The 15,525-nt window shown below is 75.6% G+C and carries 13 protein-coding genes; 6 read left to right on the top strand and 7 right to left on the bottom strand.

Annotated features, from left to right (window positions below; all coding sequences use genetic code 11):
- Positions 1 to 33: 33 nt before the first annotated feature.
- The 3 genes from VGI02_RS19795 (at position 34) to VGI02_RS19785 (ending at position 3,505) form a co-directional block, all read left to right on the top strand.
- A complete protein-coding gene (locus VGI02_RS19795; protein ID WP_331630012.1) occupies positions 34 to 1,155 on the top strand; it encodes an aminotransferase class I/II-fold pyridoxal phosphate-dependent enzyme in 1,122 nt (373 codons plus the stop codon).
- 94 nt (positions 1,156 to 1,249) lie between these two features.
- Complete coding sequence (locus VGI02_RS19790; RefSeq protein ID WP_331630010.1) at positions 1,250 to 2,230, top strand: hypothetical protein; 981 nt, start codon at positions 1,250 to 1,252, stop codon at positions 2,228 to 2,230.
- A 45-nt stretch (positions 2,231 to 2,275) separates the two neighbouring features.
- Positions 2,276 to 3,505 (top strand): FAD-dependent monooxygenase, encoded by a 1,230-nt coding sequence (locus tag VGI02_RS19785; protein WP_331630008.1) that lies wholly within the window; start codon positions 2,276 to 2,278, stop codon positions 3,503 to 3,505.
- Here VGI02_RS19785 and VGI02_RS19780 read toward each other — a convergent pair.
- From VGI02_RS19780 to VGI02_RS19770, 3 genes are all read right to left on the bottom strand, one after another.
- Positions 3,502 to 5,154, bottom strand: coding sequence for an amidohydrolase (locus tag VGI02_RS19780; protein ID WP_331630006.1), 1,653 nt, complete (start codon positions 5,152 to 5,154; stop codon positions 3,502 to 3,504). The two genes, VGI02_RS19785 and VGI02_RS19780, sit on opposite strands and share 4 nt — an antisense overlap.
- Before the next feature lie 97 nt (positions 5,155 to 5,251).
- Positions 5,252 to 5,539 (bottom strand): hypothetical protein, encoded by a 288-nt coding sequence (locus tag VGI02_RS19775; protein WP_331630004.1) that lies wholly within the window; start codon positions 5,537 to 5,539, stop codon positions 5,252 to 5,254.
- Positions 5,532 to 6,866, bottom strand: a complete 1,335-nt coding sequence (locus VGI02_RS19770; protein WP_331630002.1) for a PspC domain-containing protein — start codon at positions 6,864 to 6,866, stop codon at positions 5,532 to 5,534. Before VGI02_RS19770 ends, VGI02_RS19775 begins: the two co-directional genes overlap by 8 nt.
- 218 nt (positions 6,867 to 7,084) lie before the next feature.
- On the opposite strand from VGI02_RS19770, the gene VGI02_RS19765 reads away from it, so the two are divergent.
- Both VGI02_RS19765 and VGI02_RS19760 read left to right on the top strand, forming a co-directional pair.
- Positions 7,085 to 8,440: an ATP-binding protein gene (locus VGI02_RS19765; protein WP_414638322.1), complete on the top strand. Its 1,356-nt coding sequence runs from the start codon at positions 7,085 to 7,087 to the stop codon at positions 8,438 to 8,440.
- On the top strand, positions 8,437 to 9,111 hold the full coding sequence (locus tag VGI02_RS19760; protein ID WP_331630000.1) for a response regulator: 675 nt from the start codon (positions 8,437 to 8,439) through the stop codon (positions 9,109 to 9,111). The genes VGI02_RS19765 and VGI02_RS19760 overlap by 4 nt, the downstream gene beginning before the upstream one ends.
- 3 nt (positions 9,112 to 9,114) lie before the next feature.
- Here VGI02_RS19760 and VGI02_RS19755 read toward each other — a convergent pair whose 3' ends face one another.
- From VGI02_RS19755 to VGI02_RS19740, 4 genes are all read right to left on the bottom strand, one after another.
- A complete protein-coding gene (locus tag VGI02_RS19755) occupies positions 9,115 to 10,713 on the bottom strand; it encodes a serine/threonine-protein kinase (protein ID WP_331629998.1) in 1,599 nt (532 codons plus the stop codon).
- 122 nt (positions 10,714 to 10,835) lie between these two features.
- The gene (locus VGI02_RS19750; protein ID WP_331629996.1) at positions 10,836 to 12,692 is read right to left on the bottom strand and encodes a hypothetical protein; all 1,857 of its coding nucleotides are present in this window, start codon (positions 12,690 to 12,692) and stop codon (positions 10,836 to 10,838) included.
- Positions 12,693 to 13,018: 326 nt separating this feature from the next.
- A complete protein-coding gene (locus VGI02_RS19745; RefSeq protein ID WP_331629994.1) occupies positions 13,019 to 13,342 on the bottom strand; it encodes a hypothetical protein in 324 nt (107 codons plus the stop codon).
- A 59-nt stretch (positions 13,343 to 13,401) separates the two neighbouring features.
- Positions 13,402 to 13,749, bottom strand: a complete 348-nt coding sequence (locus tag VGI02_RS19740; protein WP_331629992.1) for a chorismate mutase — start codon at positions 13,747 to 13,749, stop codon at positions 13,402 to 13,404.
- 290 nt (positions 13,750 to 14,039) lie between these two features.
- On the opposite strand from VGI02_RS19740, the gene VGI02_RS19735 reads away from it, so the two are divergent.
- Positions 14,040 to 15,525: ATP-dependent helicase (locus VGI02_RS19735; protein WP_414638321.1), on the top strand; the 1,486-nt coding region annotated here is incomplete at its 3' end.

The following is a 15,525-nucleotide window of genomic DNA, read 5'->3' as shown; positions in this document are numbered from 1 at the left end:
GGTCTGCCGACCTACCGGCGAGGATGGACCACCATGGCGACGACGATCTTCAGCGAGATGTCCGCCCTGGCCGTCGAGTACGACGCCATCAACCTCGGCCAGGGCTTCCCGGACACCCCCGGGCCGCGGGAGGTGGTCGACGCCGCCGTCGCCGCGATGCACCGCGGGCTCAACCAGTACCCGCCGGCGATCGGTGTCCCCGCGCTGCGCGAGGTGATCTGCGCCCACCAGCGCCGCTTCTACGGGATCGAGCTCGACCCGGCGTCGCAGGTCGTGGTCTGCGCGGGCGCTTCGGAGGCGCTCTCGTCGGCGCTGATGGCGCTCGTGGGGCGGGGCGACGAGGTGATCGCGCTCGAGCCGTTCTACGACCTCTACGCCGCGACCTGCGCGCTCGTCGGGGCCTCGCTGGTGCCGGTGCGCATCTCGGCGCCGGACTACCGGCTCGACCCGGAGCTGCTCCGCGCGGCGGTGACCGACCGGACGAAGGTCATCCTGCTGAACTCCCCGCACAACCCGACCGGGGCGGTGCTCTCGCGGGCCGAGCTGGAGGCCGTGGCCGACGTGGCCCGCGAGCACGACCTCCAGGTGATCACCGACGAGGTCTACGAGCACCTGCTGTTCGACGACGAGATCCACATCCCGATCTCGACGCTGCCCGGCATGGCCGAGCGGACGGTCACCGTCTCCTCGGCGGGCAAGACGTTCTCGGTGACGGGCTGGAAGATCGGCTGGGCGACCGGGCCCGCGGAGCTGATCGAGCGGGTGCTGAACGTCAAGCAGTGGTTCTCGTTCGCCTCCGGGACGCCGCTGCAGCATGCGGTGGCGGTGGGCCTGGAGCTGCCCGACGACCGGTTCGTGGCCCTGGGCCGCGACCTCCAGGTCAAGCGGGACCTGCTCACCGACGGTCTGCGCGAGCTGGGCATGGAGGTCTACCACTCCAGGGCGACCTACTTCGTCACCGCCGACATCGCGCCGCTCGGGGAGACCGACTCGCTGGCGTTCTGCCGCGCGCTGCCGGCGCGGGTCGGCGTGGCGGCGGTGCCGAACCAGGTCTTCCATGCGTCCGCGGCGGGGGTCGAGACGCAGGTCAGGTTCGCCTGCTGCAAGCGGGACGAGGTGCTTGCGGACGCGCTGCTGCGGTTGCGCAAACTGTAGGGAGGCAGCGTCGCCACCCCGAGGTCCCGATCGGGGGACCCCGGACTAGTCTTCCTCACTCGGCTTCTACGCTGATGACCTCCGAAGGTGGCCCGTGACGCTGCGGATCGCTGTCCCCGAACGCGGAGTGGTCGCGGCCGCGGCCCGGGCGCTGTTGGACGCCACCGGCTACGGCACCTCGCCGGCCGGTGAGCTCGTCGCCCCGGGCCTCGCCGCACCGCCCGTGAAGATCTTCGCCCTGCCCGAGCGGGACATCCCGATCTACGCGGCGGAGGGCGAGCTGCACCTCGCGCTCGCCGGATCGCTCACCGTGGACGAGGCGTCGATGGCGGTCCCGGTGGCGCTCGACCTGGACGTCGGACGCCACGAGCTGGCGCTGTTCACCTCCGACCCGAGGATCGACACCGAGGGCGACCTCAACGGCGCGCGGGTCGCCACCCCGCTCCCGAACGTGGTGCGCCGCCACCTCGCGACCTCCGCGATCGCCGCCGAGCGCGTCATCCCCCTCGATCCGGCCGAGCACGCGGTCGCCCTCGGCATCGCCGACGCCGTGGCCGCCCTCATCGACCCCCGGGCCGAGATGGCGCGACCACTGCCGGCGATGCGGCGCCTCGCCGGGATCCGCACCGGGCACCTCCTCGTCATCGACGGACGCACCCCCGGCGACCAGGCGACGCTGCGGGTCAAGCAGCAGCTGCTCGCCCGGCTGCGGGCCGCGGGCACGGCCAGCGGGACGGACCTGCTCCAGTACGACTGCCCGACGTCCCTGGTCGAGCGCACCACCGAGCTCGCGGGATCGACCCGCCCGCCGGAGATCAGCACGCTCTCGCCCGGGTGGAGCACCGTGCGGCTGCTGGTCGGGCGGGACCGGACCGAGGCCCTCGTCGAGGAGCTGCTCGACGTCGGGTGCCGTGAGCTGATCACCTTCGTGCCGCGTGACCACCGCTCCGGGCGCCCCGAGGACGACGACGCCTCCGGGTCCCCGACACCGGACGTCCTGCCCGTCCCGCGCGGGCTGCCCCCCGAGGTGGCGGCCTGGACCGTCGCGCGCGGCAGGCACGCGGCGAGGCCCTGAGCGCTTCCCGGGCGGCGCCTCCCGCGGCGGGGTTAGCGTGCACGGGTGGGTGGGCGTGCGGTCGTAGTCGGTGGCGGACCGGGCGGGGTGCTGCTCACCTACCTGCTGGCGCGTGGCGGCGTGGCGGTGACCCTGCTCGAGGCGCGGCACGACTTCGCGCGCCGGTTCCGCGGCGACACGCTCGCGCCCGGGGTGCTGGAGTACCTCGACGACCTGGGGCTCGCGCGGGACCTGCTCGCCGAGGTCCCGCACCGGCGCTCGGACATGTTCCGCTGGCACACCCCGGACCGGACCTACGAGCTCGTCGACTACCGCGGCGCGAGCCGCCGCTTCCCCTTCTACGCGCTCATCCCGCAGGCCCGGTTCCTGCCGTGGCTGGCCGCGCGTGCCGAGGCCTACGGGGCGACGGTCATGCAGGGGGCCCGGTTCTCGTCGCTGGTGGAGTCCGGGACGGGGCGCGTGACCGGTGTCGAGTACACCGTCGAGGCGACCACCCACCGGCTCGACGCGGACCTCGTCGTCGGCGCCGACGGGCGGTCCTCGAAGGTCCGCTCGGCGGCGGGGATCGAGGCGACCGAGCTCGGGGCGAGCCTGGACCTGCTGTGGTTCGCGGTCGAGCGGCACGACGACGACCCCGCGTACTCCGGGCTCGACCTCTTCGCCCGCCCCGGCGGGACGATCGCGCTGCTCGACCAGGGGGCGAGCGAGTGGCAGGTGGGGTGGTCGATCCCCGCCGGGTCGTACCCGTCGGTGCGCGAGGCGGGCGTCGGGGCGCTCGTCGACGCCGTGGAGGCGGTGCTGCCGTGGCTCGCGCCGCGGCTGCGGGCGGCGCTCGGGTCGGTGAACGACCTGACGCTGCTGCCGGTGCGGATCACGACGGTGGAGTCCTGGTCGCGACCGGGGCTGGTGCTGATCGGGGACGCCGCGCACGTGGTGTCGCCGGTCGGGGGGAACGGGATCAACCTGGCGCTCGCCGACGCGGCGGAGCTGGCGAACCAGGTGGTGGACCCGCTGCTGGGCGACGCCGCGCCCGACGAGGTGGACGCGGCCGCCGCGCGGCTGGAGGAGGTCCGGCGGCCGGGGGTCGAGGCCGAGCAGCGGCGCCAGGTGCGGACCGAGCAGGCGGCCGCGCAGCGCAACGCCTCCGGGGTGGTCGGCCCGCCCGCGGTGCTGCGGGTGCTCTCCGCGATCCCCGGGTTCTCCCGGCTCGCGGCGCGGCGTTCGGGGGTGCGGGTGCCCGCCCCGGTGCCGGCGATCGCTGACACAGGGTCCTAGGACATCCGCTCGGACCCGTGCGTCCACTCGCCGCCGCGCAGCGTCGCCACGACCTCGGTGTCGCCGATGCGGTGCGCGTCGACCCGCGTCACGTCGTCACCGAGCACCACCAGGTCGGCCAGCATCCCCGGAGCCAGCGCGCCCCGGCGGTCCTCGTCCCCGGCGATCCACGCGGTGTCCGCGGTCAGGGCGCGCAGCGCGGTCACGGCGTCGACCCGCTCCCCGGGGCCGAGCGCCCGTCCCGACGCCGTCAGCCGCTCCACCATCGACTGCATCGTCCGCAGCGGCGCCCCGTCGGCGACGCACGGCCGGTCCGACGAGGCAGGCACCCGCAGCCCGGCGTTCACGAACGACGCGTGCCGGTAGAGCAGCTCCGCGCGCTCGTCCCCGACCGCGGCGATCATCGAGTCGCCGATCTCGTACAGGAAGCGGGCCTGCGGCACGGGGGTGACCCCGAGCGCGGCGAACCGGAGCACCTCGGAGTCCGAGACCACCGCGGCGTGCTCGATCCGGTGCCGGACCTCCGGGCGCGGGAGCCGGGCCTGGGCGTCGGCGAACGCGTCGAGCGCGGCGGCGACGGCGCGGTCGCCGATCGCGTGGGCGGCGACGGTCCAGCCCGCGAGGTGGGCGCCGACGACCATCCCGTGCATGTGCGCCGGGTCGTCCTGGAAGTAGCCGGCGTGGTCGCGGTCGTGGAACGGGTCGTTCATCGCCGCGGTCCGGGAGCTCAGCGCACCGTCAAAGAAGATCTTCATGGGGCCGACCCGGAGGTCGTCGTCGCCGAACCCGGTGCGCACCCCGAGATCGAGGCCCACCCCGTCCCCGCCCGCGACGTCGTGCAGCGCGCCGTCGACCGGCATCACCACGACCCGCTGGAGCAGGCCACCCCGCTCCCGGGCCAGCTGGTAGGCCGCCAGTTCACGGGGCGTGCGGCCGATGAAGCCGCCCGCGATGCCGCACTCGGTGACGTGCGTGAGGCCCTGCGCGGCGTAGACCTGCGAGGCGCGGGAGAGCGCCTCGGCGACGTCGTCCACGGCGAACGGGCGGAGCAGGTCCGCGAGCAGCGGTTGCGCGGCCTCCTCGACGACGCCGGTCGGGACGCCGTCGTCGTCGAGCACCACCTTCCCGCCCTCCGGGACCCCCACCGGCCCGCGCCGGCCGGACGCGCCGAGGATCCCGGCCCGGCGTAACGCCTCGCTCGACCCGGCGCAGACGTGCCCCGACCGGTGCTGCAGCCGGACCGGGCGACCACCCGCGGCGCGGTCGAGCGAGGCGTGGTGCGGGGAGCCGCCGAGGACGACGTCGTCGTACCCGGCGCCGAGGACGAACGCGTCCCCCGGGAGCGTGGCCGCCCGGGCGGCCACCGCGCCGTAGACCTCGTCGAGGGTCCGCGCATCGGAGAGGTCGATCTCGGCGAGGGTCTGGCCGAACCAGGCCATGTGGTTGTGGGCGTCCCCGAAGCCGGGCACGACGACCGCGCCGCCGCAGCCCGCGCTGCGCCGCGCCGTCACCCCGGCGGGCAGCGACCCGTCGGGGAGGACCGCGAGCACCCGGCCCTGGTGGACGGCCAGCCCGCGGGCGCGGGATCCGGTGCCGGGACCGTCGAGGGTGAGCACGTCCGCGTCGTGGACGTGGAGATCGATCTGCACGGGCGGCCTCCGGGGTCTGGGCATGCACGAGGGGAACCCTCGGCCGTTCTAGCCGACCGAGGGTTCCCCTCGCGCGGGTCGCGGGTGGGCCCGGCGCTCAGCGGTGCCGCCGCACCGTCGTCAGGAGCGCCCCGGCGCCCACGACGACGGCCGCGCCCGCGAGGACCCATCGCGGGTCCACCGAGGCCAGGACCCCGGGGGCGGCGACGGCGAGCACCGCCACCGCGAGCGACACCAGACCGACGAGCAGCGCGAGCGGGTCGAACCGTCGCTGGGACGGGGGCGGCGCGGTGGCCAGGGCGGCGTCCGCGTGCACCGTGTAGGGCGAGTCCGGGGTGTGCCAGGAGGCGGGGCCTGCGCCGGTCCGGTCGGTCGGCTCAGCCACGGGTCACCGCCAGGTCGCCTGCGCCGCTGCGCACCGTGAGGTCGACGGCGGGCCCGCCCGGTCCGTCGGGGCCGAGGTCGACGCGGTTCGTGACGTCCGACGTCGCGCCGAGGCAGTTCATGTCCCCGAGCCCGGTCGAGCAGCTCACGGTGACGTCGGCGGTCGCGGGGACCCGCACCGTCACGTCGCCTGCGCCGCTCTCCACGGTGGTGCGGACCGGCGCCGCCGGGACGGACGGGACGGAGACCGGGGGAACGACGAGGCGGGACAGGTCGAGGTCGATGTCGCCGAGCCCCGTGCGGTACTCCGGCGCGACCGTCGCGGGCAACGTCGGGGCCGCGGTGACGTCGCCCGCACCCCGGGACACGGCGCCGTCCTGGTCGGTCCACGCCGCGTCCCAGCCCGGCTGGGCGGCCGCGAGCGACCCCAGCACGGTCACGACGATCAGCGGGACGGCCGCGATGACCAGGCCGCGGCGCGGTCGGCGCGCCGCGATCGAGGAGACGACGAGCCCGAGCCCGACGACGGCGAGCGCGGCCGCCGGGATCCACAGCGGGTTCGCGCCGGGCACCCCGGTCAGCAGGGCCACCCCGGCGAGCCCGGCCGCGACCAGGGCCAGCGCGAGGGTGACCGGCGTCAGGACCGACCGGGGACGGCGCACCGGGTCGCCGGCGGGGGCGCGGCGCGGCGGCTCGTCGGGCAGGCTCCAGCCGCGGGGGGCGGCGCCGAGCGGGTCCCAGGTGAGGGGGACCTCGTCGTCGGCCCACGGCTCGCCCTCGGGCCCGGCCCACGGCGCGGCGAGCGGACCCGCCGCCCCCGGCGTGCCCGGGACGCCCAGATCGGCCCGCGCGGTGTGCACGAGGTAGAGCGCGAGGCCGGCCAGGCCGAGGGCGACCAGCGTGACGACCCGGCCGGAGAACGCCGGGGCCAGGGTCCCGGCGGCGACGACCACGGTCAGGATGATGACGAGCACGGGCGGGCCCGCGGGCCGTCCGACGTGGTGCGGGTCGTCGTGCGCCCGGCGGGCCGCCCGCCGGCCCGCCGCGCGGTCCCGCCGGGGCGGGTCGGCCGGGTCCGGCGGGAGCACCAGCCAGCCGAGCAGGTAGAGCAGCAGCCCGCCGCCCACGATCGTCCAGACCGCGAACGCGACCCGCACGAGCGTCGGGTCCAGGTCGTAGCGCCGGGCGATCGCTCCGGCGACCCCGGCGAGCTTGCTGTCCTCTCCGCGGCGCGCCGGCCGGGTGTCCCACGCCGAGCGCGCGACCCCCGCCACGTCGGTCCCCGCCCTGGCGCGGTCCCCGCGCTGTGTTCCGGCCGGCCCGCTCATGGGCTCCATCCTCTCCGTCAACCGGCGTCCGTGTCTGCGACGGCGCCGTCCGTCCTCGGCGTCGCGTGACGCCGTCGGGAGTCGAGCGTCGCGCAGCGCGGCCGCCCGGGCGTCCGGGTGCTCCCCGGTCTTCGGCTCGGGGGACCCCGGGTTTTCCCGGGGTCGCCGTCCGGTCGATCCCGAGGCCCGGTGGGGCGTCGTCGTGTGACGATGGCTCCGTGACCACGCCCGAGTCGCCGCGCGAGGCGGGGTCCGGCGCTGCCACCGACACGGAGGCGCCGGAGCCCGCCCACCGGGTGCTGCGCCACCGCCGGGGCGCCGTCGTCGCGGGGGTGGCCGGCGGGGTGGCGGACCACCTCGGAGTGCCGGTGCTGCGGGTGCGCGTGGTGTTCACGCTGCTCTGCGCCCTCGGCGGCGCCGGGGTGCTCGCCTACGGCGGGCTCTGGGCCTGCTGCCCGATGGAGCCGGCGGGCACCGAGCGCGAGGTCGACGACCGCGACCGGATCCGCGGCTACGGGCTCGTCGCGCTCGGGCTCGCGCTGGCCCTGGTGCTCTCCGCGGTCGGTGACCAGATCTCCGGCTGGGTGCTGGGCCCGCTCGGGATCGCGCTGGTCGGCGCGGCCGTGGTGTGGCGCGAGGCCGACGGGGACGCGGCGGGTGGGTCCCGGGGCGGGCGCCGCGGTCGGCCCCGGATCGTCGCCGGCCGTGGCGGGGTCCTGCGGGCGGTCCTCGGTGCGGTCCTGGTCGCCGGGGGTATCACGGTCTTCCTGCTGGGCCGCCTCGACGTGGGGGCGGTGCAGTTCGGGCTGCTCGCGGCGACGGCGACGCTCGTCGGGGTCGTCGTGCTCACCGTCCCGTGGTGGATGCGCCTGGCCCGCGAGCTGACCGCCGAGCGGCGTGAGCGCATCCGCTCCGAGGAACGCGCCGAGATCGCGGCCCACCTGCACGACTCGGTCCTGCAGACCCTCGCGCTCATCCAGCGGCACACCGAGACCGGGGACGACGACGCGCCCGCCGTGCGCGAGGTCCGCCGCCTGGCCCGCAGGCAGGAGCGCGAGCTGCGCGAGTGGCTCTACGGCGAGCGCGAGCGTCCGGCGGGACCGGAGGACACCGGCGAGGACCCGGCCACGGCGACCTGCTTCGGGGCCGCCCTGCGCGCGGCCGCCGGAGAGGTCGAGGACGCGTTCGCGGTGACGGTGGCACCCGTCGTCGTGGGGGACGCCGCGCACGACGCCCGGACCGCGGCCCTCGTCGCCGCCGCACGGGAGGCGATGGTCAACGCCGCCAAGCACGCCGGGGTGGACGAGATCAGCGTGTACGCCGAGGTCGAGGGCCCCGACGACGGCGGTGAGGTGGCGGTGTTCGTCCGCGACCGGGGCTGCGGATTCGCCCCCGACGCCGTCCCCGCCGACCGGCACGGCCTGGCCGACTCGATCCGGGCCCGCGTCGAGCGCCACGGTGGCACCGTGCGCCTGCGCACCGCGCCCGGGGACGGCACCGAAGTGGCGCTCACCCTGCCGCGCGCCGCACCCGCTCCCGAGAACACCGACCGCACGACCAGTGAGGTGGCATGAGCACGCCGGACGACGACGGGCCCGCCCGCGTCTTCATCGTCGACGACCACGCCCTGTTCCGTCGTGGGGTGCGCGCCGAGCTGGAGGGTCCGGCGGCGTCCGGGGTCACCGTCGTCGGCGAGGCCGGCTCGGTCGGCGAGGCGGTCGCGGGCATCGGGCACTACCGCCCGGACGTCGTGCTGCTCGACGTCCACATGCCCGAGGGCGGCGGGGCCGCGGTGCTCGCCCGCACCCGCGTCGACCATCCCGACGTCGTGTTCCTCGCGCTGTCGGTGTCCGACGCCGCCGAGGACGTCATCTCCGTCATCCGCGCCGGGGCCCGCGGCTACGTCACCAAGACGATCTCCGGTCGCGACCTCGCGGACGCGGTCCGCCGGGTGCGGGCCGGCGACCCGGTGTTCAGCCCGCGGCTCGCGGGCTTCGTCCTGGACGCGTTCGCCGAGCGCCCCGGGGCCGCGCCCCCGGTGGACCCCGAGGTCGACCGGCTCACCCGCCGGGAGCGCGACGTGCTGCGCCTGCTCGCCCGCGGCTACGCCTACAAGGAGATCGCCGCCGAGCTCGTGATCTCGATCAAGACGGTCGAGACGCACGTGTCGAGCGTGCTGCGCAAGACGCAGTCCTCGAACCGCCACGAGCTCTCGCGGTGGGCCACCGACCGCAGGCTGGTGTAGGGCTCAGGACCCCGAGGAGAGCGGCCGGTCGGAGTCGATGAGCCACGCCCCGTTGGCGCCGCGCGTCATGCCGAGCTGGTGGGTCTCGCGGATCGCGGAGCGACCGCGCGGGTTGAAGAGCAGCGTCGCGCGCACCGTGGTGTCGTCGACCGCCGTGGCCTGGGTGACCTGGACCGAGTCGATCGTCGACCAGAACCCCTGGTAGGCGGTGTAGCCGCCCGACGAGCGCTGTTGGTTCGGTCCGAGCCGGGCCCAGCCTGCGGCGGCGTTCCCCGCGACGACGCCGTAGTAGTCGCGCACCGCGGCCACCATCGCCACGCGCTCGTCCACCGGCGCGCTGGTGGGGGCGGAGCCGAGGGACGCGCCGGGGGACGAGGAGGACTCCTCCGTGCTCGGCGGCCCGGCGAGCACGACGGCGGCGAGGATGCCGGCCAGCAGCGCCAGGGCGAGGACGGCGACGACGACGAGCGTGGTCGGCCGCCGCCGCGTCCTCGTCGCGGCGGCGGGCGGTGGTTCGGCGCGCACCGGACGGGGCCCCGAGCCGCGCTCGGGCTGCTGGACCGGTCCCCGCGACGGCGGGGTACCCGGCCCGGGGGCCTCGACGGGGCCGGGGACGGGCTCGACGTCGAAGGGGCTGCCGCGCCACGTCGCCGGCGGCGGACCGGGCCTGCCCCGGCCGCCGGGGGTGACGGGGTCCGACTCGGCCGAGCGCCGGGAATCGGGGATGCGCGCGTCGGCCTCGTCGAGGTCCGCCCGGGCCCAGCCCGCCGTGGAGGCGGAGCCCGCGGAGTGCGCGATGCGGCCCAGCTCGCGGCGGGCCTCCGAGGGGGTCGGGCGCTCGCTCGGGTCGGCGCGCAGCAGCCGCATGAGCAGCGCGGTCAACGGGCCCGCCTGCACCGGCGGGTTCACCGCACCGGCCGCGACCGAGTGGAGCAGGGCGAGGGCGTTGTCCTCGGACCCGAAGGGCGGGACGCCCTCGACGGCCGCGTAGAGCGTCGCGCCCAGGGAGAACACGTCGGAGGCGAACGTGGAGTCGTCGCCGCGTGCGACCTCGGGGGCGAGGTAGGCCGGAGTGCCCGCGAGCATGCCGGTGCGGGTGAGCGTCAGGTCCCCGGTGGCGCGCGAGATGCCGAAGTCGGTGATCTTGACGGTGCCGTCGGCCCCGATGAGGACGTTCCCGGGCTTCACGTCGCGGTGGACGATGCCTGCCTGGTGGGCGGCGTCCAGGGCGTCGGCGACCTGGCGGCCGATCCGGGCCACGAGCCGCGGATCGAGCGGGCCCTGCTCGCCGAGCATCGCCGCGAGGCTGCGCGAGGGGAGGTACTCCATGACGAGCCACGGCTCGTCGCCCTCGATGGAGGCGTCGAAGACGGAGATCGCGTGGGGGTGCTGCAACCGGGCGGCGATGCGCCCCTCGCGCAGGGTGCGCTGGCGGACCTCGTCCGCCTCACTCTCGTCGAGACCCTGGTTCAGGAAGACCTGCTTGACGGCGACGACGCGGCCGAGCCGCTCGTCGGTCCCGCGCCAGACGACCCCCATCGCGCCCGACCCGATCCGCTCCTCGAGGCGATACCGCCCGGCGACGACGCGACGAGGTGTCACCGGCCTCCCTCCGCCCGAGCCTTCGGACCCCGAGGGCCCTGTCGAGGGATCAGGGTAGAGGTCACGACCGGAGGGATCCCACGCTCGGGTGAACTGTGTCCCGGTGGGCGCGGCGGCGGGTCTCAGTTTGCGCCGCCGAGCAAGCCGGAGGCCGTGTCGCTCACGGCGCCGACGAGGTCACTCGACCCCGTCGACGAGCCGGAGTCGCTCGAGGAGCCGGAACCGCCCGAGGAGTCGGAGCTGCTCGAGGACCCGGAGTCGGAGTCGCTGGACGAGCCGGAGCTGCTGGAGTCGTCCGACGACGACGACGACGAGGAGCTCGAGCTCGAGTCGTCCGACGAGGCCTTCGTCGAGTCGCCCGATCCGCTGTCGGAGGATTCGGAGTCGGACTTCGACGACGAGCTCGAGGAGCTCGAGGAGCTCGAGGAGCTCGAGGAGGAGGACCCGCTCCCGCCCGTGCTCGTGACGAGGGTGTCGACGAGGCCGCCGACGGTCCCCGTCGTCTTCTTCACCGTGGTGTCGACCGTCGACGCCGCCGTCGACGGGGTGCTGGATGACGCGTTGCCGGATGACGCGGTGCCGGACGTCGACGGGGAGGAGCCCGAGGAGGAGCCCGTCGACCCCGCGCCGTTCACCACGGTGCCCACGAGCCCGCTGACGGTTCCGGTCGTCTTCTCGAGCGTCGGGCCGACGGCGGGGACGCCCGCCGTCGCCGTGCCGACGGTGCTCACCGCACCGGTCACCGGCGTGGTGACCGCCTTCGAGGTGCGGGCGAGGAACTCCGCGGCGGTGCTCGTGACGGTCTGGACCGGCTTCGCGACGGGCGGGGCGAGGGTGCCCACGGTCGAGCCGGTGTCGTTCAGCAGCGTGCCCGTCGTCCCGACCACGCCGGGTCCGGACGGTGCCGCACCGCCTCCGGTGACGATCGTGACGGCGTCCGAGAGCGTGTCCGTGAGGCCGACGGTGGTGCCGCCGACCAGCGGGAGCCCGCCGGTGACGTGGCCCAGGCCGTCCACCGTGCCGCCGATCGTCGCGCCCACCGGAGCGATGACCTGCTGCGCCGCGCCCGAGACGACGCCGCCGACCGCTCCGGTCGCCCCGGTGACGACGCCGCCCACCGGACCGGGCAGCACGCGGCCCACGGTCTCCCCGGTGTCGGTGACGAGCCCGCCCGCGATCGGGGCGAGCGGGACCAGGGGTGAGCCGGCGCCGGTGCCGCCCGCGCCGGACCCGCTCCCCGTCCCGCCGCCACCGGCCCCGCCCGTGCCCGGCAGCACGGGGCCCGACACCACAGGGGTGCCGCCCCCGGCGCCGGCTCCGGGCGTCGTCGTGGCGCCTCCCGCTCCGGCCCCGGAACCGGGGACGGGCGCGGTGGCGGCGGGGGTGCCGGGGAGCGACGTGGTGCCCACGCGGGGCGTGGTGCCTGCGAGCAGGCCGCCGAGCGATCCGCCGGTGGGCAGGCCGAGCTCGGCGGCCACGGTGCTGAAGGCGACGGCGGTGACCGGGTTGGCCGCCCGGGCGGCGCCGAGGCCCCCGAGGACGCCGGGTACCGGGGCGACGCCCGCGGGGGTCTCGCCCGGACCGACGCCGGGGGAGTCGTCGACCCCGGGGCTCCCCGGGCCGACGACGGCGCCGACCACACCCAGCGCGGTCCCGCCGACGAGCACCGCCGCCGTCGTCACGCGGGTGGCGGCGGCGCCGCGGCCCAGGGCCAGCGGAGCGGCGTGCCTACGGATGCGGCCGCCGGAGGTGACGATGGCACCCGCCGCGGAGAACGACCCGGTGTCGTCGCGGAGGACCAGCTCGGAGACGGCGATCCCCGTGGCGTGCCGGCCGGTGCGGCCGCGCTGGTGAGGGCACTCGGGAAGCGGCGGCAGGACGGGGTCGTCGGACCCGGCGGTGCCGTACAGGCCCGCCCACCCGCTCATGCCCCGGGTCCGGCGTTCCCCGGGCCCGCCCATCGACGCGGAGATGCTCACCGGCGTCACTCCCGAACTGTCAGCCCCCGCCGAACGACTCGCTTCGTGAGGTAACTGTCTACTGGGACGCGCGCGGGTGGCCCAGCCGCCGAGTGGCCGCATGGGCCGATCGACCGCTTTCCGTCGCCGTGCGGACGCAGAGCGACACGACTGGGTGTCACACGTCTCAACGAGCCGGACACGGATAGGTGACGGTCGTTCACCGCTTGTCGTCGACCGTCCGGCGACGGACAGGAGTAGTGCGGTGACTGTGCGTCCTCACGATCCGTCGCGGAATCGGCCACCTGTCCGGCCCGAGCTGGCCCGGACGGGGGAACGCGGGACGATCAGACCGAGGATCCCGGGTTCGCGAGGCGGCGCCGGGCCGCCTGCAGCTGGTTGACGGAGAACAATCCGATGCCGCCACCGAGGAGCAGGCCGATGATGTCGGGCGTGATGCCCCCGCTCGTCAGGAGCAGAGCGACGAGCGCGCCGAGGGTGAGCCCGCCCGCCGCGGGCAGGCGCTTGCGCGCGTCCACCGCGAGGTGCGAGGCGCCGGGGCGCTTCGTCGCCACCGACTGCAGCATCAGCAGGTAGCCGCCGTAACCGACCGCACCCAGCAGGCCCAGGATCGCGACGATGGCCGCGATGAGCCCGATGACCGTCTCCATGCGTCCAGAATGCCAGCTCCGGTGCGTGGTGGGCGTCTGTTGACCGTTCGGCTCGCCGGTCAGCGACTCCCGAGCTTCCCCCGGCCGAGGCGCAGCAGGAGCATCGCGAGCTCGCGCCCCTCGGCCCCGAGGTCGCGGAACCGGGCGAGGACCTGCATCTCGCGGTTGTAGACGATCCGCGGTCCGCCGGCGTTCATCCGGGCGAGCCCGACCCGCTGGGAGATCTCGGTGCGGCGCTTGACCAACCGCAGGATCTCGGCGTCGATGGCGTCGATCTCGACCCGCAGGTCCGGGATCTCGTCCGCGGTGGCGGGTGTGAGGTCGCTCGGGACGCCGGCGGTCCCGGAGGGGGTCTCCGGGACGGTGGTGTCGGCCGGCGGGTCGGTCGAGGTCGGGGTGTCGGTCACGGCGGTGGTCCTCCGAGGGGGTCGGAGCCGTCCGGACCCCGGCACGAGAACGCCCCGGGGTCCTCGGACTCCGGGGCGGGTGGTGGGCAGCGAGTCAGTCGCGGTCGACCACGGGCACCGAGGTCCGGTACCCGGAGGAAAATCGCCGCGGCGCGTGCACGGGCGGGAGCCTAGCCCCGCGCGGCTCCCCACGCCACGACCCGGACGGCGGTCCTCCGGGGGCGCGGCCCCGGCGACTCCGCCCGGACACGCCCCGGACCGTCGGGGGTGGCGGGTAGCGTGACCAGGCGATGAGTAGCACTGACACCGGGCCGGCCCGGGGGTCCCGGCCCAGCTCCGGACGGCCCAGCGCGGCGGCCGGGCTGGCAGCACGGCTCGCCGGCGCCGCGGGCACCACCGCGCTGCGCCGCACCGGTGCGGACGGCGCCGAGGGCGGCCGTCCGGAGAGCGCCCCGCCGGACGAGGCCCGCCCCCGGCCCGACCGGCGCCGCGAGCAGGCCGAAGCGCTGCTCGAGGGGATGAACCCGCAGCAGCGCGAGGCCGTGGTGCACTCCGGCTCGCCGCTGCTCATCGTGGCGGGCGCGGGGTCGGGCAAGACCCGGGTGCTCACCCACCGCATCGCCTGGCAGCTCGCGCAGGGTGCCCACCCCGGGCAGATCCTCGCCATCACGTTCACCAACAAGGCCGCCGCCGAGATGCGCGAACGGGTCGCGGCGCTCGTCGGGCGCCGGGCGAACGCGATGTGGGTGTCGACCTTCCACTCCATGTGCGTGCGGATCCTGCGCCGCGAGTACAAGCACCTGGACCTGTCGAGCACCTTCTCGATCTACGACGCGGACGATTCCCGGCGCCTGGTCACCACGATCACCAAGCAGCTCGACCTCGACCCGAAGCGCTACCCGCCGCGCGGCGTGCTCGGCCAGATCTCGTCGTGGAAGAACGAGCTGACCGACCCGATCACGGCGGCCGAGGCCGCAGGCACCGACTACGAGCGACGCTGCGCCGAGGTGTTCGCGGGCTACCAGCAGCGGCTCCAGTCGTCGAACTCGCTGGACTTCGACGACCTCATCGGCCGCACGGTCGACCTGCTGACCCGCTTCCCCGACGTCGCCGAGCACTACCGGCGCCGCTTCCGCCACGTCCTCGTCGACGAGTACCAGGACACCAACCACGCGCAGTACCGCCTGCTGGCGCTCATCGCGGGCGAGCATCGGAACCTGGCGGTCGTCGGCGACGACGATCAGGCAATTTTTGGCTTCAGACAGGCGGATATTCGAAACATCCTCGATTTTCGCGACGACTTCTCCGATGCGTTCGTCGTCCGCCTCGAGCAGAACTACCGCTCCACCCAGACCATCCTCAGCGTCGCCAACGCCGTCATCTCGCACAACCGCGGGCGGATGGGCAAGAGCCTGTGGACCGACCTCGGTGAGGGCGATCCGGTCAAGGTGCGCGAGCTCCAGGACGAGCACGCCGAGGCCCGGTTCGTGGTGGGGGAGATCGAGCGGCTCGTCGACGAGGGGGTGTCGCGCGCGGAGATCGCGGTCTTCTACCGGACCAACGCCCAGTCGCGGGTGCTCGAGGACAACCTGGTGCGCCGCGAGATCGGCTACCAGGTCATCGGCGGCACGAAGTTCTACGAGCGCGCCGAGATCAAGGACGCGATCTCCTACCTGCAGGTGCTCGACAACCCGTTCGACGTCGTGTCGCTGAACCGCATCGCGAACCGCCCTCGACGCGGCATCGGCGACACGTCACTTGCGCGGCTCGCCTCAT

The sequence above is a fragment of the Actinomycetospora sp. genome (assembly GCF_036497245.1).
GTDB lineage: Bacteria > Actinomycetota > Actinomycetes > Mycobacteriales > Pseudonocardiaceae > Actinomycetospora.
This window is presented reverse-complemented; position numbering and strand designations above follow the sequence as displayed.

Excerpts from the sequence above, each read along its gene's own strand:
- VGI02_RS19795 (WP_331630012.1), top strand. The coding sequence starts at position 34 with ATGGCGACGACGATCTTCAGCGAGATGTCCGCCCTGGCCGTCGAGTAC.
- VGI02_RS19770 (WP_331630002.1), bottom strand. The coding sequence starts at position 6,866 with ATGAGCGGGCCGGCCGGAACACAGCGCGGGGACCGCGCCAGGGCGGGG.
- VGI02_RS19760 (WP_331630000.1), top strand. The coding sequence starts at position 8,437 with ATGAGCACGCCGGACGACGACGGGCCCGCCCGCGTCTTCATCGTCGAC.
- VGI02_RS19745 (WP_331629994.1), bottom strand. The coding sequence starts at position 13,342 with ATGGAGACGGTCATCGGGCTCATCGCGGCCATCGTCGCGATCCTGGGC.